General features: G+C 70.3%; 25 protein-coding genes. 22 read left to right on the top strand and 3 right to left on the bottom strand.

Going from position 1 to position 24253, the window contains the following annotated elements; translation table 11 throughout:
- The gene (locus Phou_RS16550) at positions 1-1272 is read left to right on the top strand and encodes an MFS transporter (RefSeq protein ID WP_173056844.1); all 1272 of its coding nucleotides are present in this window, start codon (positions 1-3) and stop codon (positions 1270-1272) included.
- Between the two features lie 34 nt (positions 1273-1306).
- Positions 1307-2146, top strand: a complete 840-nt coding sequence (locus Phou_RS16545) for a menaquinone biosynthetic enzyme MqnA/MqnD family protein (protein ID WP_173056843.1) — start codon at positions 1307-1309, stop codon at positions 2144-2146.
- Here Phou_RS16545 and Phou_RS16540 read toward each other — a convergent pair.
- Both Phou_RS16540 and Phou_RS16535 read right to left on the bottom strand, forming a co-directional pair.
- A complete protein-coding gene (locus Phou_RS16540; protein WP_246273589.1) occupies positions 2136-3038 on the bottom strand; it encodes a serine hydrolase in 903 nt (300 codons plus the stop codon). The two genes, Phou_RS16545 and Phou_RS16540, sit on opposite strands and share 11 nt — an antisense overlap.
- A 34-nt stretch (positions 3039-3072) precedes the next feature.
- A complete protein-coding gene (locus tag Phou_RS16535) occupies positions 3073-4002 on the bottom strand; it encodes a hypothetical protein (protein ID WP_173056841.1) in 930 nt (309 codons plus the stop codon).
- A 269-nt stretch (positions 4003-4271) separates the two neighbouring features.
- Here Phou_RS16535 and paaA point away from each other — a divergent pair, with 269 nt between their 5' ends.
- From paaA to paaE, 5 genes are read left to right on the top strand one after another with little or no spacing between them, the layout of a single operon-like run.
- On the top strand, positions 4272-5285 hold the full coding sequence (gene paaA / locus Phou_RS16530; RefSeq protein WP_371872133.1) for a 1,2-phenylacetyl-CoA epoxidase subunit PaaA: 1014 nt from the start codon (positions 4272-4274) through the stop codon (positions 5283-5285).
- Positions 5285-5572 carry a 1,2-phenylacetyl-CoA epoxidase subunit PaaB gene (gene paaB / locus Phou_RS16525; RefSeq protein WP_173056839.1) on the top strand — a complete coding sequence of 96 codons (288 nt, stop codon included), beginning with the start codon at positions 5285-5287 and terminating at the stop codon, positions 5570-5572. Before paaA ends, paaB begins: the two co-directional genes overlap by 1 nt.
- Entirely contained in the window at positions 5569-6264 is a 696-nt protein-coding gene (gene paaC / locus Phou_RS16520) for a 1,2-phenylacetyl-CoA epoxidase subunit PaaC (RefSeq protein ID WP_173056838.1), read from the top strand. Before paaB ends, paaC begins: the two co-directional genes overlap by 4 nt.
- Complete coding sequence (paaD, locus tag Phou_RS16515) at positions 6258-6725, top strand: 1,2-phenylacetyl-CoA epoxidase subunit PaaD (RefSeq protein WP_173056837.1); 468 nt, start codon at positions 6258-6260, stop codon at positions 6723-6725. The genes paaC and paaD overlap by 7 nt, the downstream gene beginning before the upstream one ends.
- Complete coding sequence (gene paaE / locus Phou_RS16510; protein WP_173056836.1) at positions 6722-7825, top strand: 1,2-phenylacetyl-CoA epoxidase subunit PaaE; 1104 nt, start codon at positions 6722-6724, stop codon at positions 7823-7825. Before paaD ends, paaE begins: the two co-directional genes overlap by 4 nt.
- Here paaE and Phou_RS16505 read toward each other — a convergent pair.
- Positions 7813-9351 carry a phospholipid carrier-dependent glycosyltransferase gene (locus tag Phou_RS16505; RefSeq protein WP_173056835.1) on the bottom strand — a complete coding sequence of 513 codons (1539 nt, stop codon included), beginning with the start codon at positions 9349-9351 and terminating at the stop codon, positions 7813-7815. The two genes, paaE and Phou_RS16505, sit on opposite strands and share 13 nt — an antisense overlap.
- Positions 9352-9535: 184 nt before the next feature.
- Between Phou_RS16505 and mqnC the strand changes: the two genes are divergently transcribed.
- From mqnC to nuoK, 15 genes are all read left to right on the top strand, one after another.
- Positions 9536-10732: a cyclic dehypoxanthinyl futalosine synthase gene (gene mqnC, locus Phou_RS16500; RefSeq protein WP_173056834.1), complete on the top strand. Its 1197-nt coding sequence runs from the start codon at positions 9536-9538 to the stop codon at positions 10730-10732.
- 305 nt (positions 10733-11037) lie between these two features.
- A complete protein-coding gene (locus tag Phou_RS16495; RefSeq protein WP_281365033.1) occupies positions 11038-11730 on the top strand; it encodes a demethylmenaquinone methyltransferase in 693 nt (230 codons plus the stop codon).
- A gap of 40 nt (positions 11731-11770) precedes the next feature.
- A complete protein-coding gene (locus tag Phou_RS16490; protein WP_173056832.1) occupies positions 11771-12019 on the top strand; it encodes a hypothetical protein in 249 nt (82 codons plus the stop codon).
- Between the two features lie 97 nt (positions 12020-12116).
- Positions 12117-13379 carry a geranylgeranyl reductase family protein gene (locus tag Phou_RS16485; RefSeq protein WP_173056831.1) on the top strand — a complete coding sequence of 421 codons (1263 nt, stop codon included), beginning with the start codon at positions 12117-12119 and terminating at the stop codon, positions 13377-13379.
- Between the two features lie 87 nt (positions 13380-13466).
- Positions 13467-13832, top strand: a complete 366-nt coding sequence (locus tag Phou_RS16480; protein ID WP_173056830.1) for an NADH-quinone oxidoreductase subunit A — start codon at positions 13467-13469, stop codon at positions 13830-13832.
- Between the two features lie 13 nt (positions 13833-13845).
- Positions 13846-14520: a NuoB/complex I 20 kDa subunit family protein gene (locus tag Phou_RS16475; RefSeq protein ID WP_173056829.1), complete on the top strand. Its 675-nt coding sequence runs from the start codon at positions 13846-13848 to the stop codon at positions 14518-14520.
- On the top strand, positions 14520-15284 hold the full coding sequence (locus tag Phou_RS16470) for an NADH-quinone oxidoreductase subunit C (protein ID WP_173056828.1): 765 nt from the start codon (positions 14520-14522) through the stop codon (positions 15282-15284). The genes Phou_RS16475 and Phou_RS16470 overlap by 1 nt, the downstream gene beginning before the upstream one ends.
- Entirely contained in the window at positions 15281-16609 is a 1329-nt protein-coding gene (locus tag Phou_RS16465; protein WP_173056827.1) for an NADH-quinone oxidoreductase subunit D, read from the top strand. Before Phou_RS16470 ends, Phou_RS16465 begins: the two co-directional genes overlap by 4 nt.
- The gene (gene nuoE / locus Phou_RS16460) at positions 16609-17406 is read left to right on the top strand and encodes an NADH-quinone oxidoreductase subunit NuoE (protein WP_173056826.1); all 798 of its coding nucleotides are present in this window, start codon (positions 16609-16611) and stop codon (positions 17404-17406) included. The genes Phou_RS16465 and nuoE overlap by 1 nt, the downstream gene beginning before the upstream one ends.
- Positions 17403-18719 (top strand): NADH-quinone oxidoreductase subunit NuoF, encoded by a 1317-nt coding sequence (gene nuoF, locus Phou_RS16455; RefSeq protein ID WP_173056825.1) that lies wholly within the window; start codon positions 17403-17405, stop codon positions 18717-18719. Before nuoE ends, nuoF begins: the two co-directional genes overlap by 4 nt.
- Positions 18719-21238, top strand: a complete 2520-nt coding sequence (locus tag Phou_RS16450) for an NADH-quinone oxidoreductase subunit G (RefSeq protein ID WP_173056824.1) — start codon at positions 18719-18721, stop codon at positions 21236-21238. Before nuoF ends, Phou_RS16450 begins: the two co-directional genes overlap by 1 nt.
- Positions 21235-22599 carry an NADH-quinone oxidoreductase subunit NuoH gene (nuoH, locus tag Phou_RS16445; RefSeq protein ID WP_173058453.1) on the top strand — a complete coding sequence of 455 codons (1365 nt, stop codon included), beginning with the start codon at positions 21235-21237 and terminating at the stop codon, positions 22597-22599. Before Phou_RS16450 ends, nuoH begins: the two co-directional genes overlap by 4 nt.
- Positions 22600-23187: an NADH-quinone oxidoreductase subunit NuoI gene (gene nuoI / locus Phou_RS16440; RefSeq protein ID WP_173056823.1), complete on the top strand. Its 588-nt coding sequence runs from the start codon at positions 22600-22602 to the stop codon at positions 23185-23187.
- A complete protein-coding gene (locus Phou_RS16435) occupies positions 23184-23945 on the top strand; it encodes an NADH-quinone oxidoreductase subunit J (protein ID WP_173056822.1) in 762 nt (253 codons plus the stop codon). The genes nuoI and Phou_RS16435 overlap by 4 nt, the downstream gene beginning before the upstream one ends.
- Positions 23942-24250, top strand: coding sequence for an NADH-quinone oxidoreductase subunit NuoK (gene nuoK, locus Phou_RS16430; protein ID WP_173056821.1), 309 nt, complete (start codon positions 23942-23944; stop codon positions 24248-24250). Before Phou_RS16435 ends, nuoK begins: the two co-directional genes overlap by 4 nt.
- Positions 24251-24253: the final 3 nt, after the last annotated feature.

Raw genomic sequence — 24253 nt, 5'->3', positions numbered from 1 at the left:
ATGTCTTTCACATCTGCGGAGCAGGCGCGTTCGCGTTGGGGTGACGTCTACCTCGCGGCGGCGGCGCGCGGGATCTCGACCTGCGGTGACTTCCTCGCCGCCACCGCCCTCGCGCTGGCCCTCCAGTCCGCGGGTGCGGGCGGGTTGGCCGTGTCCGGGCTGATGCTCGCCGCGGTCCTGCCGCTTGTCCTGCTCGCCCCGCTCACCGGCCGCCTCGCCGACCGGGTCGACAGCCGTACGCTGCTCGTCTTTGCGGGCGCGGCGCAGGCGGCGATCTGCGTCGCGCTCGCCTACGCGGACGGCACCACCCTGGTCATCGCGCTTGTGGCCCTCCTCGCCTGCGGCCTCGCGGTGACCCAGCCGACGCTCGCCGCGCTGCTGCCCGAGATGGTGCGGCGGGACGACCTGCCCCGCGCCATGGCGGTAAACCAGACGGCCGGGGCGGTGGGCGTGCTGGTCGGACCCGCGCTCGCCGGGCTGCTGGTCGGGGCGTTCGGGACCACGGTGCCGCTGCTCATCGACGGTGCGAGCTATCTCGCTCTCGTCGCGGCGGGGCTTCTCGTGCGTACCAGAAGAAATGCTGCAAGCAACGCAAAGCCGGCAGCGGCCGGCGAAGCGCGCGCCGCATGGCGGCTGCGCCAGGATCCGATGGTGCTGGCGGTGACCGCGGCCGTCGCCGCGACGGTGGCCGGGGTCGGCGCGGTGAGCGTCGTGCAGATCTTCTTCGTGCGGGAGACGCTGGACGGCTCGACCACCGCGTTCGGCCTGGTGGAGGCGACCTGGATGGCCGGCATGCTGGCCGGGGCCTGGCTGCTGACCCGCCCCGCGCGGCGGGCCGCGGACGACGGAGCGCTGGTCAACGGGCTCGTGCTGATGCTCGGGCTCTGCTGCGCGGCGGTGCTGGCGGGCGCCGCGGTGCCGGCGATCGGCTGGCTCGTGCCACTCTGGCTCGCCGGCGGCGTGCTCAACGGCGGCCTCAACGTCTTCCTCGCGATGGTCATGGCCCGCCGGGTGCCGGCCGAGGCGCGCGGGCGGGCGTTCGCGGCGCAGGGTGCGGCGATCCAGGGCGCCGGCATGATCGGGTACCTGGCCGGTGGCCTGCTGCTGGAGAGCTTCGCGCCGCGGCCGCTGATCGCCGGGTGCGGCCTGGCCGGGCTGCTCGTGGTCGCGCTTGTGGCGGTGCCCGTGACCAGGGCGGTGACCAGGGAGCGGAAGGGGCGGCGGGAGCGTGGCGCGCGTGCGGCGTGGGCCACTTCTGCGGCATCCGCCTGATTCGTGACGCCTGCCGGCCGATACGGTGGGGATCATGAGGCGTCCACGAGTCGGCCACATCCAGTTCCTCAACTGCCTGCCGATCTACTGGGGTCTCATGCGCTCCGGCGCCCTCATCGACGTCGACCTCCACAAGGACTCGCCCGACCGGCTCAGCGCCGCCCTTGTCGCCGGTGACCTGGACATCGGGCCGATCTCGCTGGTGGAGTACCTGCGCAACGCCGACGAGCTGCTCCTGCTCCCCGACCTCGCGGTCGGCAGCGACGGGCCGGTGCTCTCGGTGAACGTGGTCTCGACCCGCCCCCTGCCCGACCTCGACGGCGCGAAGGTGGCCCTCGGCTCCACCTCGCGCACCGGCGTGCTGCTGGCCCAGATGCTGCTCGCCGACCGGTACGGCGCCCGGCCCGAGTACTTCAGCTGCCCGCCCGACCTCACCCAGATGCTGCTGGAGGCGGACGCCGGCGTGCTGATCGGCGACGTGGCGCTGCGCGCGCTCTACGAGGCCCCCCGCCGCGGCCTCGCCGTCACCGACCTCGGCCAGGCCTGGCGGGAGTGGACCGGCCTGCCGATGGTCTTCGCGGTGTGGGCGGTGCGCCGCGACTTCGCCGCCGACCACCCGGGCGTGGTCAAGGAGGTGCACGAGTCGTTCCTGAACTCGCGCGACCTCTGCCTGTCCGAGCTGGACGACGTGGCGGCCAGCGCGGCGCGGTGGGAGCCGTTCGACGCGGACACCCTCGCCTCGTACTTCCGGGTGCTGGACTTTTCCCTCGGCAGTCGCCAGGTGAGCGGGCTGCGCGAGTTTGCCCGGCGGGCGGCGGAGCGGGGCGACGTGCCCCCGCTGCCCGAGGAAGGGCCGGCGTTCTTCAGCTCTTGAGCTGTCGCGCCACGTTCTGGCAGATCTTGGCGCCGTACTCGTAGCCGAGGCTGGCCGGATACCGGGTCATCACACCCATCGTCCAGCCGTCGCCGATCGCGAGGCAGTTGACGTGCCACTCGCCGAGGGCGTCGCGGGTGACCCAGCCGTTCTTGATCGCGATGTTCTTCTGGGTGCTCGCCGGGAACGCCTTGCGGATCCCGAAGTCGCCGACGCCGCGTACCGCCCGCATCTCGTTGATCAGCCACTTTGTCCACTTCGGGCCGGCGGCGCGGCCGTCCGCGATGCACACGCCGAGCCGGGCGGTGTCCCGCGCGGAGAGGCGGGTGTTGCTCCACATGTTCTTGTACGCGCTGCTGTCGGTCAGCTTGCACGTCCTGATGAGCCGCCCGATCGACGCCGAGCCGCCGACCGCCTCCCACAGCGACTGGGCGGCCTCGTTGTCGCTGTCCCGAATCATGATCGTGAGTTGCTGCATGCGGACGTCACTCGGGGTCTGGCCGCTCTCCGCGGCCCGGCGCAGGTAGTCGGCGCCGATCCACGACTTGATCAGAGACGCGGTCGTGTTGGTCTGCGTCATGTTCGACGAGCCGTAGACCTTGCCGGTGCGGCGGTCGATCATCGACCACGACCACCAGCCGCTGGCGTCGATGGAGACCTTTGCCGGGCGTACCGCCAAGGGCTTGAGCGACGGCGAAGGCTTCGGCGTGGGTGACGGTGTCGGCGACGGGGTCGGCTTTTGCGAGCCGGGAGACGAGGCGGACGACGAAGGGGTCGTGCCCTCCCAGCGCGAGGCCGCCTCCGCGGCGAGCGGGGAGCCGGGCAGGGTGCGCAGGCCGACGCCGGCCAGCACCAGCCCCATCAGCGCGGTGCCGCCGATCAGCCACCACATCCATCGGCCGCTTTGCCGCCGTGCCGCCATTCGACTACCTCCGGACGAGCTGCTCGGTGATGGTGCGACAGACGTTTGCGCCGTAGTCGAGGCCGTGCTCGGCGGGGTAGCGGAGCATCACCGCGAGCACCCAGTCGTCTGCCACGGCAAGGCAGTTGACGTGCCAGTTGCCGTCGGCCCAGATCGACGTCCAGCCGTTTTTGATCCCGACACCCTGCGCGACGATCTCGTCGGGGAGGCCGTCGATGATGCCCCACCGGCCGCCGCCCGAGGTCTCGTGCTGGTCCTTGTCGGCGGTCGTGCCGCGGACCAGCGTCATCTCCTTCAGCACCCACGCGGTCCACGTCGGGCCGGCGGCGGTGCCGTTTTTGACGCACTCGCCGAGCCGCACGGCGTCGCGCGGGGACATCTGCGTGTAGCTCCACCAGCCGGGCCGGGCGACGCTCGTGTCGGTCAGCCCGCACATCGAGATCATCCGCTGGACCACCTCGTCGCCGCCGCCGTCCAGGTACAGCGACTGTGCCGCGTCGTCGTCGCTGTCGCGGATCGCGGTGCTCGCCTGCGCCAGCCGCTGCGCCGAGGGCTCGGGGTTGCGGCGCAGGTAGTCGGAGACCAGCCAGACCTTGATCATCGACTCGGTGGAGCTGGTCTCGCTGAGGTTGTCCGAGCCGGCGATCCTGCCCGTCCCGCGGTCGAGCAGCGCCCATGCGGCGAACCCGTCGACGGTGTACTCGACCGGTCCGGCGGCGAGCGTGGGCACGGAATCCTCCGGCGACGCGGACGGTGAAGAGGACTGCGGCAGTGTGGCCGACCGGGAGGGGACAGCGCCACCCGCACCGGCGCCGCCGGCCGCCGGTGTCGTGGGGTCGTCACCCAGCCGTCCGATGACGGCGGGGACGGCGAAGAGGGCTCCGGCGCCGATGACGACAGCGGCGATCACGAGCACCGTCGCGCGAAAACGCATGAGGGGCTTGTCCAGGGGGTCAGTGCCGAGGGGGAGTGACCGTGAGGAGTCTACGGCTCGAAACCGCATGCGACAGGGGCTGGAAGCTGTGGATTCTCCCTGGCTGGCACTGTTTTACGGTTCTATAGCCCAATTGATGGTGATATTGGTGATGCGTCCGTGACGCGGGTCACTCCACAATGGATACTTTAGGTGACGCTACAGTTACGTTCCGCGCCGATCTATTACACAAGCTGGCCAAGCCGTCCGTAAGATGTAACACTCGGGAGGTGTACGGCAACGACATCCCGGACCTCCTGGGCGAGGTTGAGGCAGCCGAGGCCGCCCTCCGCGAGGCGGCGGCCCGTAACACCGGGGCGGCCAGCGGCGAGGCGGCGTACTTCGATGCGGTGATCCAGGCGGATCAGAAGATCGAGCCGCGCGACTGGATGCCGGATTCGTACCGCAAGACGCTTATCAGGCAGATCGCCCAGCACGCCCATTCCGAGATCATCGGCATGCAGCCGGAGGGCAACTGGATCAGCCGGGCACCCTCGCTCAAGCGCAAGGCGATCCTGCTCGCCAAGGTGCAGGACGAGGCGGGCCACGGGCTCTACCTCTACGCCGCCGCCGAGACGCTCGGGATCAGCCGCGACGAGCTTGTGGATCTGCTGCTGGCTGGCCGGCAGAAGTACAGCTCGATCTTCAACTACCCCACGCTCACCTGGGCCGACGTCGGCGCGATCGGCTGGCTGGTCGACGGCGCCGCGATCGTCAACCAGGTGCCGCTGTGCCGCTGCTCGTACGGGCCGTACGCGCGGGCGATGATCCGGATCTGCAAGGAGGAGTCCTTCCACCAGCGGCAGGGCTTCGAGATCCTGCACACGCTCTCGCACGGCACCGAGGGACAGCACGCGATGGCGCAGGACGCGGTCGACCGGTGGTGGTACCCGTCACTGGCCATGTTCGGCCCGCCGGACGCCGACTCGACCCACTCCGCGCAGTCGATGGCCTGGAAGATCAAGCGGTTCTCCAACGACGACCTGCGCCAGCGCTTCGTGGACATGTGCGTGCAGCAGGCCGGCGTGCTGGGGCTGACGCTGCCCGACCCCGACCTGCGGTGGAACGAGCAGCGCCAGGCCCACGACTACACCCAGCCCGACTACGACGAGCTCATGCGCGTGATCAAGGGCGACGGGCCGTGCAACCGCCAGCGGATGGCCCACCGCCGCCGGGCCCACGACGAGGGTGCGTGGGTGCGCGAGGCGGCGGCCGCCTACGCCAAGAAGAAGGCGGCGGCCTGATGGCAAACGACGACTGGCCGCTGTGGGAGGTCTTCATCCGCCCGCGTCGAGGGCTGTCGCACGGGCACGTCGGCAGCCTGCACGCTCCGGACGCCGCGATGGCCCTTCGCAACGCCCGCGACCTCTACACGCGGCGCCAGGAGGGCGTCTCGATCTGGGTCGTGCCGGCGACCGAGATCACCGCGTCGAGCCCGGACGAGAAGGACGCGTTCTTCGACCCGGCCGCCGACAAGGTGTACCGCCACCCGACCTTTTACGACGTCCCCGAGGGGACCCAGCATCTATGAACGTCGACCGCCTGCTCGCCCTCGGCGACGACGCGCTCATCGCGGCGCAGCGCCTCGCCGAGTGGCACGCCAGCTCTCCGGAGATGGAGGAGGACGTCGCCCTCGCCAACATCGCCCTGGACCAGCTCGGCGCCGCGCGGCTGCTGCTCACGTACGCCGGTGAGGCCGAGGGGCGGGGGCGCGACGAGGACGCGCTGGCGTACCTGCGCGACGACCGGGAGTTTCGCAACTGCCAGCTGGTCGAGCTGCCCAACGGCGACTTCGCGGTCACGATCGGCAAGCTGCTCTTCCTCTCCGCCTACCAGCTGCCGCTCTACACGAAGCTGGCCGGTGGCGACGACGAGCGGCTGGCGGCGATTGCGGCAAAGGCGCGCAAGGAGTCCGCGTACCACCTCGACCACAGTGCACAGTGGACGATCCGGCTGGGCGACGGCACCGAGGAGTCGCACCGGCGGATGCAGGAGGCGGTCGACGCGTTGTGGCCGTACACGCACGAGCTGACCAGCGGCGACGTGAGCCGGGACGAGTGGCTGTCCACTGTGGAGCCGGTGCTCGCCGAGGCGACGCTGGACCGGCCGGCCGACCGCTGGGCGCCCGGTGGCGGGCGCGACGGCGTGCACACCGAGCACCTGTCGTACCTGCTGGCCGAGATGCAGGTGCTGCACCGCGCGCATCCGGGTGCGAAATGGTGACCGCGCGCGAAGCGGCCGCGGGCGTCGTCGACCCCGAGCTGCGGGTGGTCACGATCGAGGAGCTGGGCATCCTGCGGGACGTCAGCGTCGACGCCGGCAGCGGCCACGTGACCGTGACGATCACGCCGACGTACACCGGCTGCCCCGCCATGGACGTCATCCGCGAGGACATCCGCGCCGCGCTGACCGAGGCCGGTCACCCGGACGCGGAGGTGCGCACCGTGTTCGGCCCGCCGTGGACCACCGACTGGATCAGCGAGTCCGGCCGGGCCAAGCTGGCCGCCGCGCAGATCGCGCCGCCGCACCGCACCGGCCCGGTCGCGCTCACGCTGAGCGTGCGCTGCCCGCGCTGCGGCTCGCCGGACACCGAGCAGCTGAGCCGCTTCGGCTCCACCGCGTGCAAGGCGCTGTGGCGGTGCCGGGCGTGCAGCGAGCCCTTCGACCACATGAAGGCGCTATGACGGTCACCATCCGCAAGCCGGTCCGCCGCCGGCCCGTGTTCCACGCGCTGCGCGTCGAGGCCGTCGACCGGCTGACCGACGACGCGGTGGCGGTGACCTTCGCGGTGCCGGCCGAGCTGCGTGAGGCGTTCGACTTCCGGGCCGGCCAGCACCTGACCGTGCGCTTGGCCGCCGAGGCCGAGGACGTGCGCCGGTCGTACTCCATCTGCTCCACCCCCGCCGACCTGGCCACCCGCGGCCGCCTGCGGATCGGCGTCAAGGAGATCCCCGGCGGCACGTTCTCCGCCTACGCCGCCCGCTCGCTGCGGCCCGGCGACACCGTCGAGGTCATGCCGCCGCTGGGGCACTTCACCACGGCGTTCGCGCCGGACCGGGCCCGCCATTACGGCGCGGTCGTCGCGGGGTCGGGCGTCACCCCGGTGCTTTCGCTTGTCGCGACGGCGCTCGCCGTCGAGCCGGCCAGCCGTTTCACCATCGTGTACGGCAACCGGTACGCGCGCAGCGTCATGTTCGCCGAGGAGCTGGCCGACCTGAAGGACGTGTACCCGGACCGGCTGCACCTGGTGCACGTGCTGTCCCGGGAGCCGCAGGAGGCCCGCCTGCTCTCCGGCCGGATCGACGCGGCCCGGCTGGCCGAGCTGCTGGAGACCCTGGTGCCGGGGGATCGGATCGACGAGTGGTTCCTGTGCGGGCCGTACGGGCTGGTCACCGACGCGCGCGCGGTGCTCTCCGGGCGGGGCGTGCCGGACGCGGCCGTGCACACCGAGCTCTTCCACGTCGACGAGGTGCCGGAGCCGCCGCGGCGGCCGGAGCCCGACGCGCGGGGTACCGAGGTGACGATCCTGCTGGACGGGCGGGCGTCGAGCTTCACGATGGGCGCCGGCGAGCGAGTGCTGGACGCCGCGCTCAAGGTGCGGTCGGAGCTGCCGTTCGCCTGCAAGGGCGGGGTCTGCTCGACCTGCCGGGCCAAGGTGGTCGAAGGCTCGGTCACCATGGCCCGCAACTACGCACTGGAGCCCGACGAGGTCGCCGCCGGTTACGTGCTGACCTGCCAGTCCAGCCCCGACACCGAGCGCCTGATCGTCGACTACGACGCCTGAGGCTCGGCGCTCTCCTGCTCCGCGGCCTTCTCCTCCGGCGGCGCCGGGCGCACCCGCCCGCTGGTCAGGCCGAAGATGGCGAGCGCGGCGCCCAGGGAGGCGAGCGGCAGTGCCGGCATCGCGTACCTGGCCTCGTACATCCCGATCGCGACGGTGAGGATCGTCAGGCCCAGTCCGGCGAAGAGCAGCACCACCACGTCGAGCTTGATCCGGCCGGGCGCGCGCGGGCCGGGCAGCCGCCACCGGATGAGCCGCAGGCCGGAGATGAGCGTCGCCAGCGCGAGCAGCAGGCTGAGCGAGAGCGTGGTCGGGATGAGCCGCACGTACTCGCCGTAGACGTGCAGCGCGCGGGTCACCGCCGTCGGCTCGGGTCCGACCCTGGGATCGGCCGCCCACTTCTGGTAGTCGCCACGCGCCTGGGCCGGATAGCAGCGGTTGGGCACGGTCTGCGTGTCGCGGAACCCGTCCGGTGGCGCCCAGCGCAGCCGCAGGCAGTCGTTGTCGGGACCGAGCCGGAAGCCGGGCACCAGGTGCGCGAGGCTCTCCTTGCCCACCGAGCGCAGGTAGTCGCCGGGCTGCTGGCGGATCACCGCGAGCGAGAAGTCGGTGTAGAGCTTGGCGCCCTCCGGCGTGTACGCGATGTAGCGCCGCTTCGGCGGGCTCGTCCAGAAGTACGCGTCGGCGCGGTCGAAGTGCCGGGTGGGGCAGAGGGTCTGCTCCTCGAACGTGAGGTCGATCCGCGAGCAGTCGGCGATCATGGCGGCTCGCCCGTAGAGGGCGATGCCGGACTGCGAGCCGTACACACTCTGCCGGTCGCCGATCCAGTTCATCACCAGCAGGTACGGGATGAGGAACGTCACCGCGTACGCCACGAGGGCGCGCCAGCCCACCCACCGCACGATCAGCAGCAGCCCGACCAGGACCACCACGGGCAGCGCGGTGGGCTTGGTAAACCAGGCGCAGGCCAGCAGGAACCCGGCCACACCGGTCGCCCGCCAGCTCGGCTTCTTGTTCCAGAGCACGGCGATGATCGCCATGCCGATACAGAACGTGAGGATCTGGTCGGGCAGCAGGTAGTGCTCGACGGTGAGGAAGAGCGAGTCTAAGAGCACCGGCACGATCGCCAGGCAGGACAGCCAGCGGGGCGCGCCGCGGTGCTGCAGGAACGCGTACATGGTGGCGGCGAGCACCAGCCCCGCCAGGTGCTGGACGAGGATCAGCGTCATGAACGTGTGCGTCGGCTCGAAGAGCTTCAACGCCACGACGTAGCCGAGGGCCCGGGTGGGGCTCGCGTAGAGGTCCTTGGCCTCCGACATCGTGATGTACACGCCGCTGTCGCCGAAGTACCAGAACGCCGGCTTGTACGAGACCATGAACAGGGCTCGCAGGACGCCGCCGAGCGCGATGAGGACGAGAAACGCGCTGTGGCGCCGGAGGAGCCGCCGTAGCTTCTCCAGACGCCTTCGGCGGGGCGGGTCGCCGGGTGCCGGCTGCGCCTCCACGTCAGGGCTGAGGGTGGCGGTCACGGATCGCCTCGCTTCCGGTGGCGGTCAGCCGTCAGACTAGGAGCCCTTTGCCCGCACCTGAGGCGATTTGGGCAAGCCCATGTCGGGACGCCTCACAGCCAGGACAATGGCCAACGATGCGGCGCCCTTCACAGAACGCGGCGTCAGCATATCGAGGCGCTCACCTTCCCGTAGTCTCGGATTCGTGAAGGCGAGCGCCGAAATCGATGACATCCTGCAGCGTGGGGCCGGTGGCGGGCGGATCACGTCCGAGGAGGCGCTTCTGCTTTACACCGATGCGCCGTTCCACGCGCTGGGCGAGGCGGCCGACGCGGTGCGCCGCCGGCGGTACCCGGACGGCATCGTGACGTACCTCATCGACCGCAACATCAACTACACGAACGTCTGCGTGACGGCGTGCAAGTTCTGCGCGTTCTACCGGGCTCCGAAGCACGCCGAGGGCTGGACGCACCCGACGGAGGAGATCCTGCGGCGCTGCGGCGAGGCGGTCGCGCTCGGTGCCACGCAGGTCATGCTCCAGGGCGGCCACCACCCCGACTACGGGGTGGAGTACTACGAGGAGCTCTTCTCCGCGGTCAAGGCCGCGTACCCGCAGCTCGCCATCCACTCGATCGGCCCGAGCGAGATCCTGCACATGGCCAAGGTCTCGGGGGTTTCCATCGAGGACGCCATCGTGCGGATCAAGGCCGCCGGGCTCGACTCGATCGCCGGCGCCGGCGCGGAGATGCTGCCGGACCGCCCGCGGAAGGCGATCGCGCCGCTGAAGGAGTCGGGCGCGCGCTGGCTGGACGTCATGGAGGCGGCACACCGGCTGGGCATCCAGTCGACCGCCACGATGATGATGGGCACCGGCGAGACCAACGCGGAGCGGATCGAGCACCTGGCGATGATCCGCGACGTGCAGGACCGCACCGGCGGGTTCCGGGCGTTCATCCCGTGGACGTACCAGCCGGAAAACAACCACCTCAAGGGGCGCACCCAGGCCTCCACGGTGGAGTACCTGCGGCTTATCGCGGTCGCCCGGATCTTCTTCCACAACGTGGCGCACCTGCAGGCGTCGTGGCTCACGACCGGCAAGGAGGCGGGGCAGCTCTCGCTGCACATGGGGGTCGACGACCTGGGCTCGATCATGCTCGAGGAAAACGTGATCTCCTCGGCCGGCGCCCGGCACCGCTCCAACCTGCACGAGCTGATCTGGATGATCCGGTCGGCGGGGCGCATCCCGGCGCAGCGCGACACGCTCTACCGCCACCTGGCCGTGCACCGCACGCCGGAGGAGGACCCGCGCGACGACCGCGTGGTATCACACTTCTCCTCCATCGCTTTGCCTGGCGGCGGCGCCGGTACGCGGATCGAGCTACCGCTGGTGGACAGCAAGTAGTCAGCCGAACGGACGGATCTTCCCAGCACCGCACACCGCGTGCGCCCGGATATTTGCCCACCAAAACGGACAAACGGGTACCGAGGTCGCGTTCAGGTCTCTCTCCGGTAACAAACCGGGGGTCGCGCAAAATCGCGGCCTGCCGTTAGCGTCCTCGCGTCCCGATGCCGTCCCGGTGGCCCCCGGACGGCATGCAAGTTGGGCGTCTCGACCGCGCGCCGGTCGTATACATAGAGCAAGTCCGCCGCGGGCGGGGTGGGAGACCGCCCCGCCCGCGACGTTTTCGCGTGCCCGATGATGGGTCGGTGACCCGCGCAGACCTGGACAAGCAGCCGCACGAGATCGCCGCGATGTTCGACGGAGTGGCCCGGCGGTACGACCTGACCAACACCGTCCTCTCCTTCGGCCGCGACCGCGGCTGGCGCAGGGCGACCCGGGAGGCGCTCGACCTGGCGCCGGGGCAGCGGGTGCTCGACGTCGGCGCCGGCACCGGGGTCTCCACCCAGGAGCTGGCCGCCTCCGGCGCGTACGCGGTGGGTCTGGACCTGTCGATCGGCATGCTCCAGGCCGGGCGCCGGGTGCGGCCGGGTGTGCCGCTGCTGGCCGGCGACGCGCTGCGCCTGCCGTTTCCGGACGCCGCCTTCGACGCGGTGACCATCTCCTTCGCCCTGCGCAACGTGGTGCGGCCGGCCGCGGCGCTGGGCGAGCTGGCCCGGGTCACGCGGCCCGGCGGGCGCCTTGTCGTGTGTGAGTTCAGCCACCCGACCGCCGAGCCGTTCCGGCAGGTCTACCTGTCGTACCTGATGCGCTCCCTGCCCGTCGTGGCCCGCCGCGTTTCGAGCAACCCCGACGCGTACGTGTATCTCGCCGAGTCGATCCGGGCATGGCCCGACCAGGCGGGGCTGGCGACGTTGATCGGCGAGGCGGGCTGGCGGGGCGTCGCCTGGCGCAACCTGACGGGCGGCATCGTCGCCCTGCACCGCGCGACGCGCGCGTAGAAAAGCCGCAAAAGGGGCATATCAGCGCTATGCTGCGCCAATGGAAGGGGAAGGTGAGCGGGCTGGCGCACCAAGCGACGCGATCGCGGACATGCTCGCGCAAATGCGGCAACTGGCCGAAGAGCATCCGGAGGCCGCGCAGCGCTTGGCGGCCGACCTGACGGCGACACTGGGCCGGGCAGGCATGATCTTCGATGGCGAAAAGATCACCGAGCAGGCGCCGGCGACCGCCGGACGGCCCGGCGAAGCCGGTGCGGCCAGCGAAGTCGCGGCCGGCCAAGAACGTTAGGGTTGCCTAACCAAGTGGTCTACCGGGAGCGGTTCTAGACTCCACACGGAAACGCTTGTGAAGCATTTCACGAGCGCACCGGATCGGAGGTGGAACCGTGACCGACGAAGCCGACGTCATTGTCGTGGGCGCCGGTCCGGGTGGTTCCACAACGGCTTACCACCTGGCCCAACACGGCTTGCGCGTGCTGCTGCTGGAAAAGACCGAGTTCCCCCGGGAGAAGGTCTGCGGCGACGGGCTGACCCCCCGCGCCGTCAAGCAGATCGTCAAGCTCGGCATCGACACCAGCCCCGAAGCGGGCTGGCTGCGTAACAAGGGCCTGCGGGTCATCGGCGGGGGCGTGCGCCTGGAGCTCGACTGGCCGGAGCTGGCCAGCTTCCCCGACTACGGGCTCGTCCGCACCCGGCTCGACTTCGACGACATGCTCGCCAAGCAGGCGGTCAAGGCCGGCGCGGTGCTGCACACCAAGGCCAACGTGACCGGCCCGGTGCTCGACGGCGCCGGCCGTGCGGTGGGCGTGGTGGCCGAGGTCGACGGCGAGGAAAAGACGTTCCACGCGCCGCTGACGATCGCCGCCGACGGCGTCTCCGGCCGCTTCCCGCTCGCGATGGGCCTCGCCAAGCGCGAGGACCGGCCGATCGGTGTCGCGGTGCGGCGCTACTACCGCTCGCCGGTGCGGCACCAGGACGACTACCTCGAGTCGTGGCTGGAGCTGCGCAGCCGGGAGGCGGGCGACAAGCTGCTGCCCGGCTACGGCTGGATCTTCGGGATGGGCGACGGCCGGGTCAACGTGGGCCTGGGCGTGCTCAACTCGTCGGCCGCGTTCGGCAAGACCAACTACCGCCGGCTGCTTGTCGACTGGCTCGGCAGCACGCCGCCGGACTGGGGCATGGCCGACGAGGCCAACGCCGACGGCCCGATTCTTGGCGCCGCGCTGCCGATGGGCTTCAACCGGGTGCCGCACTACACCCGGGGCGTGCTGCTCGTCGGCGACTCCGGCGGCATGGTCAACCCCTTCAACGGCGAAGGCATCGCGTACGCGATGGAGTCCGGCGAGCTGGCCGCGGAGGTCGCGGTGCAGGCGCTGTCCCGGCCGGCCGGACCGGCCCGGGAGCGGGCGCTCGCGGCGTACCCGGCCGAGCTCAAGGCGCGGTACGGCGGCTACTACCGGCTCGGCAACATCTTCGTGAAGCTGATCGGCAACCCGCAGATCATGCGGATCGCCACCCGGCACGGCATGCCGCACCCGACGCTGATGCGGTTCGTGCTCAAACTCCTGGCAAACCTGACCGATCCGCGTGGTGGCGACGCTATGGACCGGGTCATCAACGCCATGACCAGGGTGGCCCCCGCCGTGTGAGCTCACACGAGGGTGAATAGTGTGAATCGATCGAAGTTCCGCTGGACCGAATAGACGCAGGCAGGGAAGGACGAGCAGGGGAAGAGGATGTCGCTCTCGTCGTACGTACCCATCATCGGAGTCTTCGCCCTCGCCGCGGCGTTCGCGATCTTCTCCGTCGCGATCGCGCCGCTCCTCGGCCCCCGTCGCTTCAACAAGGCCAAGCTCGCCGCCTACGAGTGCGGCATCGAGCCCTCGCCGGAGCCGGTCGGCGGCGGGCGGATTCCGATCAAGTTCTACCTGACCGCGATGCTCTTCATCGTGTTCGATATCGAGATCATCTTCCTGTACCCGTGGGCCGTGTCCTTCGACGCGCTCGGGATCTTCGGGTTCGTGGAGATGCTGCTCTTCATTGGGACGGTCTTCATCGCGTACGCCTACGTCTGGCGGCGCGGAGGGCTGGACTGGGACTGAGGTCTGACGCGCCATGGGAATCGAAGAGAAGCTGCCGAGCGGCATCCTGCTGACCAGCGTCGAAAAGCTGGTCAACTGGACCCGCAAGACCTCGACGTGGGGCGCCACCTTCGGGCTGGCCTGCTGCGCGATCGAGATGATGGCCGCAGGTGCCCCCCACTACGACCTGGGCCGCTGGGGCATGGAGGTCTTCCGCGCCTCGCCCCGCCAGGCCGACCTGATGATCGTCGCGGGCCGGGTGAGCCAGAAGATGGCCCCGGTGCTGCGCCAGATCTACGACCAGATGGCGGAGCCCCGGTGGGTGCTGTCGATGGGCGTCTGCGCCAGCAGCGGCGGCATGTTCAACAACTACGCGATCGTGCAGGGCGTCGACCACGTCGTGCCGGTCGACATGTACCTGCCGGGCTGCCCGCCGCGGCCGGAGATGCTGATCGACGCGATCCTCAAGCTGCGCGAGAAGATCATGCACGAGCCGCTCGGCGCCAACGGCCGCAAGATGCTGGAGGCCCGGATCGCCCGCGGTGACGTGCCGGCTGTCGCGCCCGGCTCGATGCCCTCGTCGTACCGCTCCGACAAGGTCAAGCGCGCCGAGTGGACGCAGGCCGTGCGCGAGGGTCGCGAGGAGCAGCTCCGCATCGAAAAGTGGATGCAAGAGGAGAGGCACCTTCAGGGCGGAGGCCGCTGGTAATGACCGAGCCGAGCAAAAACGGCGTCGAGCCGAACAAGCCGAGCGAGGACCCGGGCGGCGGCGTGCCCGCGCAGGCACCGCCGGTCGGTGCCACCGCCGGCGCCCCCGCCGAGTACCCGCCGGCCAGCCTCGCCGGTCGCGGCATGTTCGGCATCCACGGCTCCGGTGACACGTCCGGGTTCGGTGGCCTCGTGCGGCGGCACGTCGACCCGGCCGGCACCCCCCGGCCGTACGGCGGCTACTTCGACGAGGTGTACGACGCGCTCGACCACGCGTTCCCGGGCCTTTCCGACGCGATCGAAAAGGTGATCGTCGACCGGGGCGAGCTGACCCTCCACATCAAGACGGAGCGGATCGCCGAGGTCTGCCGGGTGATGCGTGACAGCGAGGGGCTCCGCTTCGAGCTCTGCTCCTCGGTGTCCGGTGTGGACTACCTGGGCTCCGACGACCGCCGCCTGCACGTGGTCTACCAGCTCACCTCGATGACGTACCGGCGCCGGGTGCGCCTGGAGGTGGCGGTCTCCGCGGAAAACCCGCGGGTGCCGTCCGTCACCCAGGTCTACCCGACGGCCGACTGGCAGGAGCGGGAGACGTACGACTTCTTCGGCGTCATCTTCGAGGGCCACCCCAACCTCACCCGGATCCTCATGCCGGATGACTGGGAGGGCTTTCCACAGCGCAAGGACTACCCGCTCGGCGGGGTGCCCGTGGAGTACAAGGGCGCCGAGATACCGCCGCCGGACAAGCGGAGGAGCTACCAATGACCACCACTCCCGGATACGCGACTGAGCGCGAGACCACCGAGGGCAAGGTCTTCAACGTCACCGGCGGCGACTGGGACACCGTCGTCGGCGGTACCGACCCGATCCAGGACGAGCGGATCGTGGTCAACATGGGTCCGCAGCACCCCTCCACCCACGGCGTGCTCCGGCTCATCCTCGAGCTCGAGGGTGAGACCGTCCGGGAGGCCCGGGTGGTCGTCGGCTACCTGCACACCGGCATAGAGAAGAACCTCGAGTTCCGCAACTGGGTACAGGGCTCGACGTTCGTGACCCGCATGGACTACCTGGCGCCGCTGTTCAACGAGACGGCGTACGCGCTGGCGGTCGAGAAGCTCCTCGGCATCGAGGACCAGATCACCGAGCGGGCCAACACGATCCGGGTGCTCATGATGGAGCTCAACCGGATCTCCTCGCACCTGGTCTGGCTCGCCACCACGGGCATGGAGCTCGGCGCGATATCGATGATGCTCTACGGCTTCCGCGAGCGGGAGTACATCCTGGAGATCTTCGAGATGATCACCGGGCTGCGCATGAACATGGCGTACATCCGGCCGGGCGGCGTCGCGCAGGACGTACCGGACGAGGCGATCGTCAAGATCCGCGAGTTCCTGACGATGATGCCCAAGAAGCTCAAGGAGTACGAGGCGCTCCTGTCCGGCCAGCCGATCTGGCACCAGCGCACCAAGGACGTCGCGGTGCTCGACGTCACCGGCTGCCTGGCGCTCGGCATCACCGGCCCGGTGCTGCGCTCCGCGGGCCTTGCCTGGGACCTGCGCAAGACGATGCCGTACTGCGGCTACGAGACGTACGAGTTCGACGTGCCGACCACGCCGACCGGTGACGTGTGGGGCCGCTACCTGGTCCGCATGGCCGAGATGCGCGAGTCGCTGAAGATCGTCGAGCAGGCGCTCGACCGGCTCAAGCCGGGCCCGATCATGGTGGCCGATAAGAAGATCGCCTGGCCGGCGCAGCTCGCCATCGGCGTCGACGGCATGGGCAACTCGCTGGAGCACGTCGCCAAGATCATGGGTCAGTCGATGGAGTCGCTGATCCACCACTTCAAGCTGGTGACCGAGGGCTTCCGGGTGCCACCCGGCCAGGTGTACGTGGGCATCGAGTCGCCGCGCGGCGAGCTCGGCGTGCACGCGGTCTCCGACGGGGGCACCCGCCCGTACCGGGTGCACTACCGCGAGCCCAGCTTCATCAACCTCCAGTCGATCCCGGCCATGGCCGAGGGCGGCATGATCGCCGACGTGATCGCTGGAGGCGCTTCTCTCGACCCCGTGATGGGTGGGTGTGACCGCTAGTGGGATTCAGTGACGCCACGCGCGACAAGGCGCTGGAGATCATCGCGCGCTACCCGGCCGACCGGTCCCGGTCCGCGCTGCTGCCGCTGCTGCACCTCGTGCAGTCCGAGGAGGGCAACGTGTCCCCGGCCGGCGTGGAGTTCTGCGCCGAGCTGCTGGGCATCACCAAGGCCCAGGTCGGCGCGGTGGCCACGTTCTACACGATGTACAAGCGCCGGCCCTCCGGCGACTGGCTGGTCAGCGTCTGCACGAACACGATGTGCAACGTGCTCGGCGGCCAGGAGGTCTACGACCGGCTGAGCGAGTACCTCGGCGTCGGGCACGACGAGACCACCGCCGACGGCAAGATCACCTTCGAGCACGCCGAGTGCCTGGCCGCGTGTGACTACGGCCCGGTGATGACGGTCAACTACGAGTTCTTCGACCAGGTCGACCCGGAAACGGCTGTGCACGTGGTCGACCAGCTCCGCGCCGGCGAGCGGCCGCTGCCGACGCGGGGCGCCCGCCTCTGCACGCTCAAGGAGATGGCGCTCCAGCTCGCCGGCTTCGCCGAGCCGCGCGAGGAGGCGATGGCCGACGGGCCCGCCGGCGCGCCCACGCTGCGCGGGGTGCGGCTCGCGCAGGACCACGGGATCAGCGTCTCCGGCTTCGACCCGGACACGCCGATCAAGTCTTCGCGCGGTGACGCGGCGCCTGCCCAGGCGGCCGGCGTGGCGGCCAACCAGCCGGCCCGCGACCGCTCGCCCGCCGGGCAGCCGTCGAAGGCGCAGGAGCAGTCGCTCAAGGAGGCGAAATGACCAGCCCCCGGCGGGAGACGCTGGAGAAGCTGACTCCGGTCCTGACCAAGCGCTGGCTGTCGCCGGAGGCGTGGCGGATCGACGTGTACGAGCAGCTCGACGGGTACGCCGCGCTGCGCAAGGCGCTCGCCGCCCACCCCGACGACCTGATCCAGCTCATCAAGGACTCCGGCCTGCGCGGTCGGGGCGGCGCAGGCTTCCCGACGGGGCTGAAGTGGGGCTTCATCCCGCAGAACGACGGCAAGCCGCACTACCTCGTGGTCAACGCCGACGAGGGCGAGCCGGGCACCTGCAAGGACCTGCCGCTGATGACGCACGACCCGCACTCGCTGCTCGAGGGCGTGATCATCGCGTCGTACGCGATCCGGGCCAACCGCGCGTTCATCTACATCCGCGGTGAGGCGGTGCACGCGGCCCGCCGGCTGCGCAACGCGGTGCAGGAGGCGTACGCCAAGGGCTACCTCGGCACCAACATCCTCGGCTCCGGCCTCGACCTCGACGTGGTCGTCCACAGTGGAGCGGGCGCGTACATCTGCGGCGAGGAGACGGCGCTGCTGGACTCGCTGGAGGGCTTCCGCGGCCAGCCGCGGCTGCGCCCGCCGTTTCCGGCGACGCACGGCCTCTACGCCAGCCCCACGGTCGTCAACAACGTGGGCACCATCGCGAGCGTGCCGTACATCGTGCTCGGCGGCTCCGACTGGTGGAAGACGATGGGCACGGAAAAGTCGTCCGGCCCGATGATCTACTCGCTGTCCGGCCGGATCGCCAACCCGGGCCAGTACGAGTGCTCGCTCGGCATCACGCTGCGCGAGCTGATCGAGCTGGCCGGCGGCATGCTGCCCGGGCACAACCTGCGGTTCTGGACGCCGGGCGGCTCGTCGACCCCGCTGCTGACCGCCGAGCACCTCGACGTGCCGCTCGACTTCGAAGGCGTGGCGGCGGCCGGCTCGATCCTCGGCACCACCGCGACGCAGATCTTCTCCGACCAGGACTGCCCGGTGTACGCGACGTACAAGTGGCTGGAGTTCTACCACCACGAGTCGTGCGGCAAGTGCACCCCGTGCCGCGAGGGCAACTACTGGATGGTGGGCATCTACCGGCGGATCCTCTCCGGCGGCGGCACCCACCAGGACCTGGACACCCTGCTGGACACCTGCGACAACATCCTCGGCCGGTCGTTCTGCGGCCTCGGTGACGGCGCGACCAGCCCGGTGACCTCCTCGGTGAAGTACTTCAAGCAGGACTACCTGGACTACATCGAGGGCCGGAAGGCACCGCGCCTCTCGGGCAAGCAGTTGGTAGGGGCGCACTGATGACCGACGTGGCCAAGAAGGCGGACACGGTAACGCTCACCATCGACGGGGTCGAAGTGACCGCGCCGAAGGGTGCGCTGCTCATCCGGGTCGCCGAGCAGATGGGTATCGAGATCCCGCGGTTCTGCGACCACCCGCTGCTGGCGCCCGCGGGCGCCTGCCGGCAGTGCCTGGTCGAGGTCGAGGGGCAGCGCAAGCCGGTCGCCTCGTGCACGCAGACCGTCGCCGACGGCATGGTGGTCAAGACGCAGCTCAGCTCACCGGTCGCCAAGAAGGCGCAGGCCGGGATCATGGAGCTGCTCCTGATCAACCACCCGCTCGACTGCCCGATGTGCGACAAGGGCGGCGAGTGTCCACTGCAAAACCAGGCGATGTCGACCGGCCGCGCGGAGTCCCGGTTTCACGAGCACAAGCGCGAGTACCAGAAGCCGATCAACATCTCCAGCCAGGTGCTCCTGGACCGCGAGCGGTGCGTGCTGTGCCAGCGCTGCACCCGCTTCTCGGAGGAGATCGCCGGTGACAAGTTCATCGACCTGATGGACCGCTCGTCCGGCGAGCAGATCAACGTGTACCGCGACGACTTCTTCGGCGGCGAGGGCACGGGCGACGGCGCGGTCGGCGACGGCGAGGGTGACACCCCGTTCAACTCGTACTTCTCCGGCAACACCGTTCAGATCTGCCCGGTGGGCGCGCTGACCGGCGCGCAGTACCGGTTCCGCGCCCGCCCGTTCGACCTCGTCTCCTCGCCCAGCGTCTGCGAGCACTGCTCGGCCGGCTGCGCGCAGCGCACCGACCACCGGCGCGGCAAGGTCATGCGCCGGCTGGCCGGCGACGACCCGCAGGTGAACGAGGAGTGGAACTGCGACAAGGGACGCTGGGGCTTCCAGTACAGCACCGCGTTCGACCGCATCACGACCCCGATGGTCCGCGACGCCAAGACCGGCGAGCTGCGTGAGGCGCCGTGGTCCGAGGCGCTCGCGGTCGCGGCGGAAGGGCTGCGCAAGGCCCGCGACGGCGCGCACGGCATCGGGGTACTGACCGGTGGCCGGCTGACCGTCGAGGACGCGTACGCGTACGCGAAGTTCGCCCGGGTGGCCCTGCGCACCAACGACATCGACTTCCGGGCCCGCCCGCTGAGCGCCGAGGAGGCCGACTTCCTCGCGTCCACAGTGGTCGGCAGCACCGAGGTGACGTACGCGGACGTCGAAAAGGCGCCGGTCGTCGTCATCGCCGGGCTGGAGCCGGAGGAGGAGTGCCCGATCCTCTTCCTGCGGCTGCGCAAGGCGTACCAGAAGAACCGCCTCCGCGTGCTGGCGCTCGCGCCGTTCGCGACCCGCGGCTTCGAAAAGATCGGCGCCTCGGTCGCGCTCGTCGCCCCTGGTGAGGAGGCCCAGGCGCTGGCCGACGACGAGTCGATCGCCAACGCGCTGCGTGCCGAGGGCGCGATCCTGATCGTCGGCGAGCGGCTCGCGACCGTCCCTGGTGGACTGTCCGCCGCCGCCGGGCTCGCCGACCGTACCGGTGCCAAGCTGGCCTGGGTCCCGCGGCGCGCGGGCGACCGGGGTGCGGTCGACGCGGGCTGCCTGCCCAACCTGCTGCCCGGCGGTCGGCTGGTGACCGACGCGGCGGCCCGCGCGGAGCTGGCCGGCGCCTGGGACCTGGAGGCCGGGGTCATCCCCAGCCACGTCGGCAAGGACACCAACGCGATCCTGGCCGCCGCGGCCGGCAGCCGGATGGGCGCGCTTGTTGTGGCCGGCGTCGACCCGGCCGACCTGGCCGACCCGCGGCTGGCCGAGCAGGCGCTCGACACGGTGCCGTTCCTGATCAGCCTCGAGGTGCGGCGCAGCGCGGTCAGCCGCCGGGCCGACGTGGTCTTCCCGGTCGCGCCGGTGGTGGAAAAGGCCGGCAGCTTCATCGACTGGGAGGGGCGGCTGCGCACGTTCGAGGCGGTGCTCTCCACCCCGGCGATGAACGACGCGCGCGTGCTCGACGCGCTCGCCGTCCAGCTCGGCGTGACGCTCGGCACCGGCCAGGTCAACCTGGTCCGCCGCGAGCTCGGCTCGCTGCCGGCGACCCGCGCGGACCGGCCCGACGCCCCGGTGACGGCGGCGGCGCCGCAGCCGAAGCTCGGCCCGGGCGAGGCGGTGCTGGCGACCTGGCACCACCTTCTCGACCTGGGCAGCCTGACCGACGGCGACGAGTACCTGGGCGGCACGGCCCGCCTGCCGGTGGTGCGGATCGCCAAGGGCCCCGCGGAGGCGCTCGGCGTCGCCGACGGTGACCCGGTCACGGTGGGCACCGACCGCGGCGCGATCACGCTGCCGGCGGCGATCACCGACATGCCGGACGGCGTCGTCTGGCTCCCGACGAACTCACCCGGTTCGACCGTCCGGCGGGCGCTCGGCGTCACGTCCGGCGCGGTGGTACGGCTTTCGAAGGGGTTTCCCCCGGTGAGTGAGCGTAGCGCGCGGCGCTTGCCCGCGACGACGGTGAGCGAGCGAGTGAAAGGTAGGCACTGATGTTCCTCGCCCAGGACCCGACGCTCCAGGACTTCGGCCACGACACCTGGTGGCTGGTCATCATCAAGGTCGTCGCCGTCTTCGCGTTCGGCATGCTGTGCACGCTGCTCGGCGTGTGGTTCGAGCGGCGTGTGGTGGCGCGGATGGCCGTGCGGCCGGGCCTCAACCAGGCCGGCCCGTTCGGCCTGCTGCAGACGCTCGCCGACGGCCTCAAGGGCGCGTTCAAGGAAGACATCATGCCGCGCACCGCGGACAAGGTGGTCTTCTTCTTCGCGCCCACGGTCGCGGTGATCTGCGCGATGACCTCGCTGTCGGTCATCCCGTTCGGGCCGATGGTGAGCATCTTCGGCCACCGGACGCCGCTGCAGGTGGCCGACGTGCCGGTCGCGGTGCTGCTGATCCTCGCCTGCTCCGGCATGGCGGTGTACGGCATCGTGCTCGGCGGCTGGGCTTCCGGCTCGACGTACCCGCTCCTCGGCGGCCTGCGGTCGAGCGCTCAGATGATCTCGTACGAGGTCTCGATGGGCCTCTCGGTCGTCGCGGTCTTCATGCTCTCCGGCACGATGTCGACCAGCCAGATCGTGGCCGCGCAGGCGAGCGGCAAGGACTACGAGCTGTTCGGCACGACGATCAGCGCGCCGGGCTGGTACGCGATCCTGCTCGCGCCGAGCTTCATCATCTTCTTCATCGCGATCGTCGGCGAGACCAACCGGGCGCCGTTCGACCTTCCCGAGGCCGAGTCGGAGCTCGTCGCCGGCTACATGACCGAGTACTCGTCGCTGAAGTTCCTGCTCTTCATGCTCTCCGAGTACGTCGCGATGGTGTCGATGTCGGCCGCCACGGCGACGCTCTTCCTCGGCGGCTGGCGGGCGCCGGCGCCGGTCACCACGATCTGGGCGGGCGCCAACTCCGGCTGGTGGCCGCTGCTGTGGTTCTTCATCAAGGTCGTGCTGCTGGTCTTCGTCTTCGTGTGGCTGCGGGCGACGCTACCCCGGCTCCGGTACGACCAGTTCATGCGGCTCGGCTGGCGGGTGCTGCTGCCGATCAACCTGGTCTGGATCTTGTCGCTGGCCGCCCTCCAGGTCTACCGCGACCCGGAGACCGGCGACGGCAAGTACGTGATCCTGGGCGGCTTCCTGGTCGGTATCGTCCTGCTCGCGCTGCTCTGGCCGAGCGGGAAGAAGGGTCCCGACAAGCCGCTCGAAGAGCAGATCAAGTCCCGTCCACCGGGGAGCTTCCCGATCCCGCCGATGGACCTCCAGGTGCCGCCGAGCCCCCGCGCCCGCCGCGCGGTGGCCGAGCGCGAGCCGGCGAACGTCGGCGCGAGCTCCGGCGGAGACCTCGCGGATAAGGAGAGTTAGATGAGCGCCATCGGAGCGTTCAAGGGGTTCGGGGTCACCTTCGCGCACATGTTCCGCAAGACGGTGACCACGGCGTACCCGTTCGAGACGCCGGTCTCCGCCCCGCGCTACCACGGGCGGCACATCCTCAACCGCCACCCGGACGGCCTGGAGAAGTGCATCGGCTGCGAGCTGTGCGCCTGGGCGTGTCCCGCCGACGCGATCTACGTCGAAGGCGGCGACAACACCGAGGACCAGCGCTACTCGCCGGGTGAGCGGTACGCCAGCGTGTACCAGATCAACTACGCCCGCTGCATCTTCTGCGGGCTGTGCATCGAGGCCTGCCCGACCCGCTCGCTGACCATGAGCAACGAGTACGAGCTGGCCCGGGACAGCCGCAAGGACCTGATCTTCACGAAGGAGCAGCTGCTCGCGCCGCTGCTGCCGGGCATGGACCAGCCGCCGCACCCGATGTACCTCGGCGACACCGAGAAGGACTACTACCTCGGTGCGCTGACCAACCCGGGCACTTCCGCGGGAGCCGAGCGGGCGCCGTGGTCGGAGCAGCACACCACGGACGGCTCGGGCACCGCCGGAGGTGGCGCATGAGCAGCATCGCGGCGGCCGGCGGCATGTCCACCGGCGAGGCGGTCACCTTCTGGATCCTGGTGTGGCCGGCCCTGATCGGCGCGATCGGCATGGTCTTCGCGCGCAACGCGATCCACTCGGCACTGTGGCTGGTGCTGACCATGCTCTGCCTCGGCGTGTTCTACGTGCTGCAGTCGGCACCGTTCATCGGGCTGGCGCAGATCATCGTGTACACCGGCGCGATCATGATGCTCTTCCTCTTCGTGCTGATGCTGGTCGGCCGGGACGCGTCCGACTCGCTGATAGAGACGCTGCGCGGCCAGCGGCTCGCCGCGGTCGTGCTCGGCATCGGCTTCGCCGGGCTGGTCGGCACCGGCGTGTACCGGGCGCTCGCGGACACCACGGCGGTCGGCCTCGAGCAGGCCAACGCCAGCGGCAACGTCCAGGGCATCGCGGCGCTGCTGTTCACCAAGTACGTGTTCGCGTTCGAGGTCACCTCCGCGCTGCTGATCACGGCGGCGTTGGGCGCGATGGTGCTGGCGCACATCGAGCGCCGGCGCGGCGAAAAGCGCACCCAGCCGGAGATGATGCGGGCGCGCTTCGCGCCGGGCAACTACCCCGGCCCGATGCCCGGCCCCGGCGTGTACGCCACGTCCGACTCGGTCGCCACCCCCGGCCGCCTGCCGGACGGCACGCTGACCGACCGGAGCATCTCCCAGATCCTGCCCGCCCGAGAGCTCACATCTGCTGAGACGGCACTGAAGGGCACCGAAAAGTGAGTGCTACCAATCCCGAGTGGTACCTGGTACTCGCGGCCGTGCTGTTCACCATCGGCGCGGTCGGGGTGCTGATCCGGCGCAACGCGATCGTGCTGTTCATGTGCATCGAGCTGATGCTGAACGCGGCCAACCTCGCGCTGGTGACCTTCAGCCGGATCAACGGCAACCTCGACGGCCAGATCATGGCGTTCTTTGTCATGGTGGTGGCCGCCGCCGAGGTCGTGGTCGGGCTTGCGATCATCATGTCGATCTTCCGGACGCGGCGGTCGGCCAGCGTCGACGACGCCAACCTGTTGAAGTACTGAGGC

The sequence above is a fragment of the Phytohabitans houttuyneae genome (genome assembly GCF_011764425.1).
GTDB classification, from domain to species: domain Bacteria; phylum Actinomycetota; class Actinomycetes; order Mycobacteriales; family Micromonosporaceae; genus Phytohabitans; species Phytohabitans houttuyneae.
Note: the sequence above shows the minus strand (reverse complement) of the source record. Positions and strands in the feature narration are given on the sequence as shown.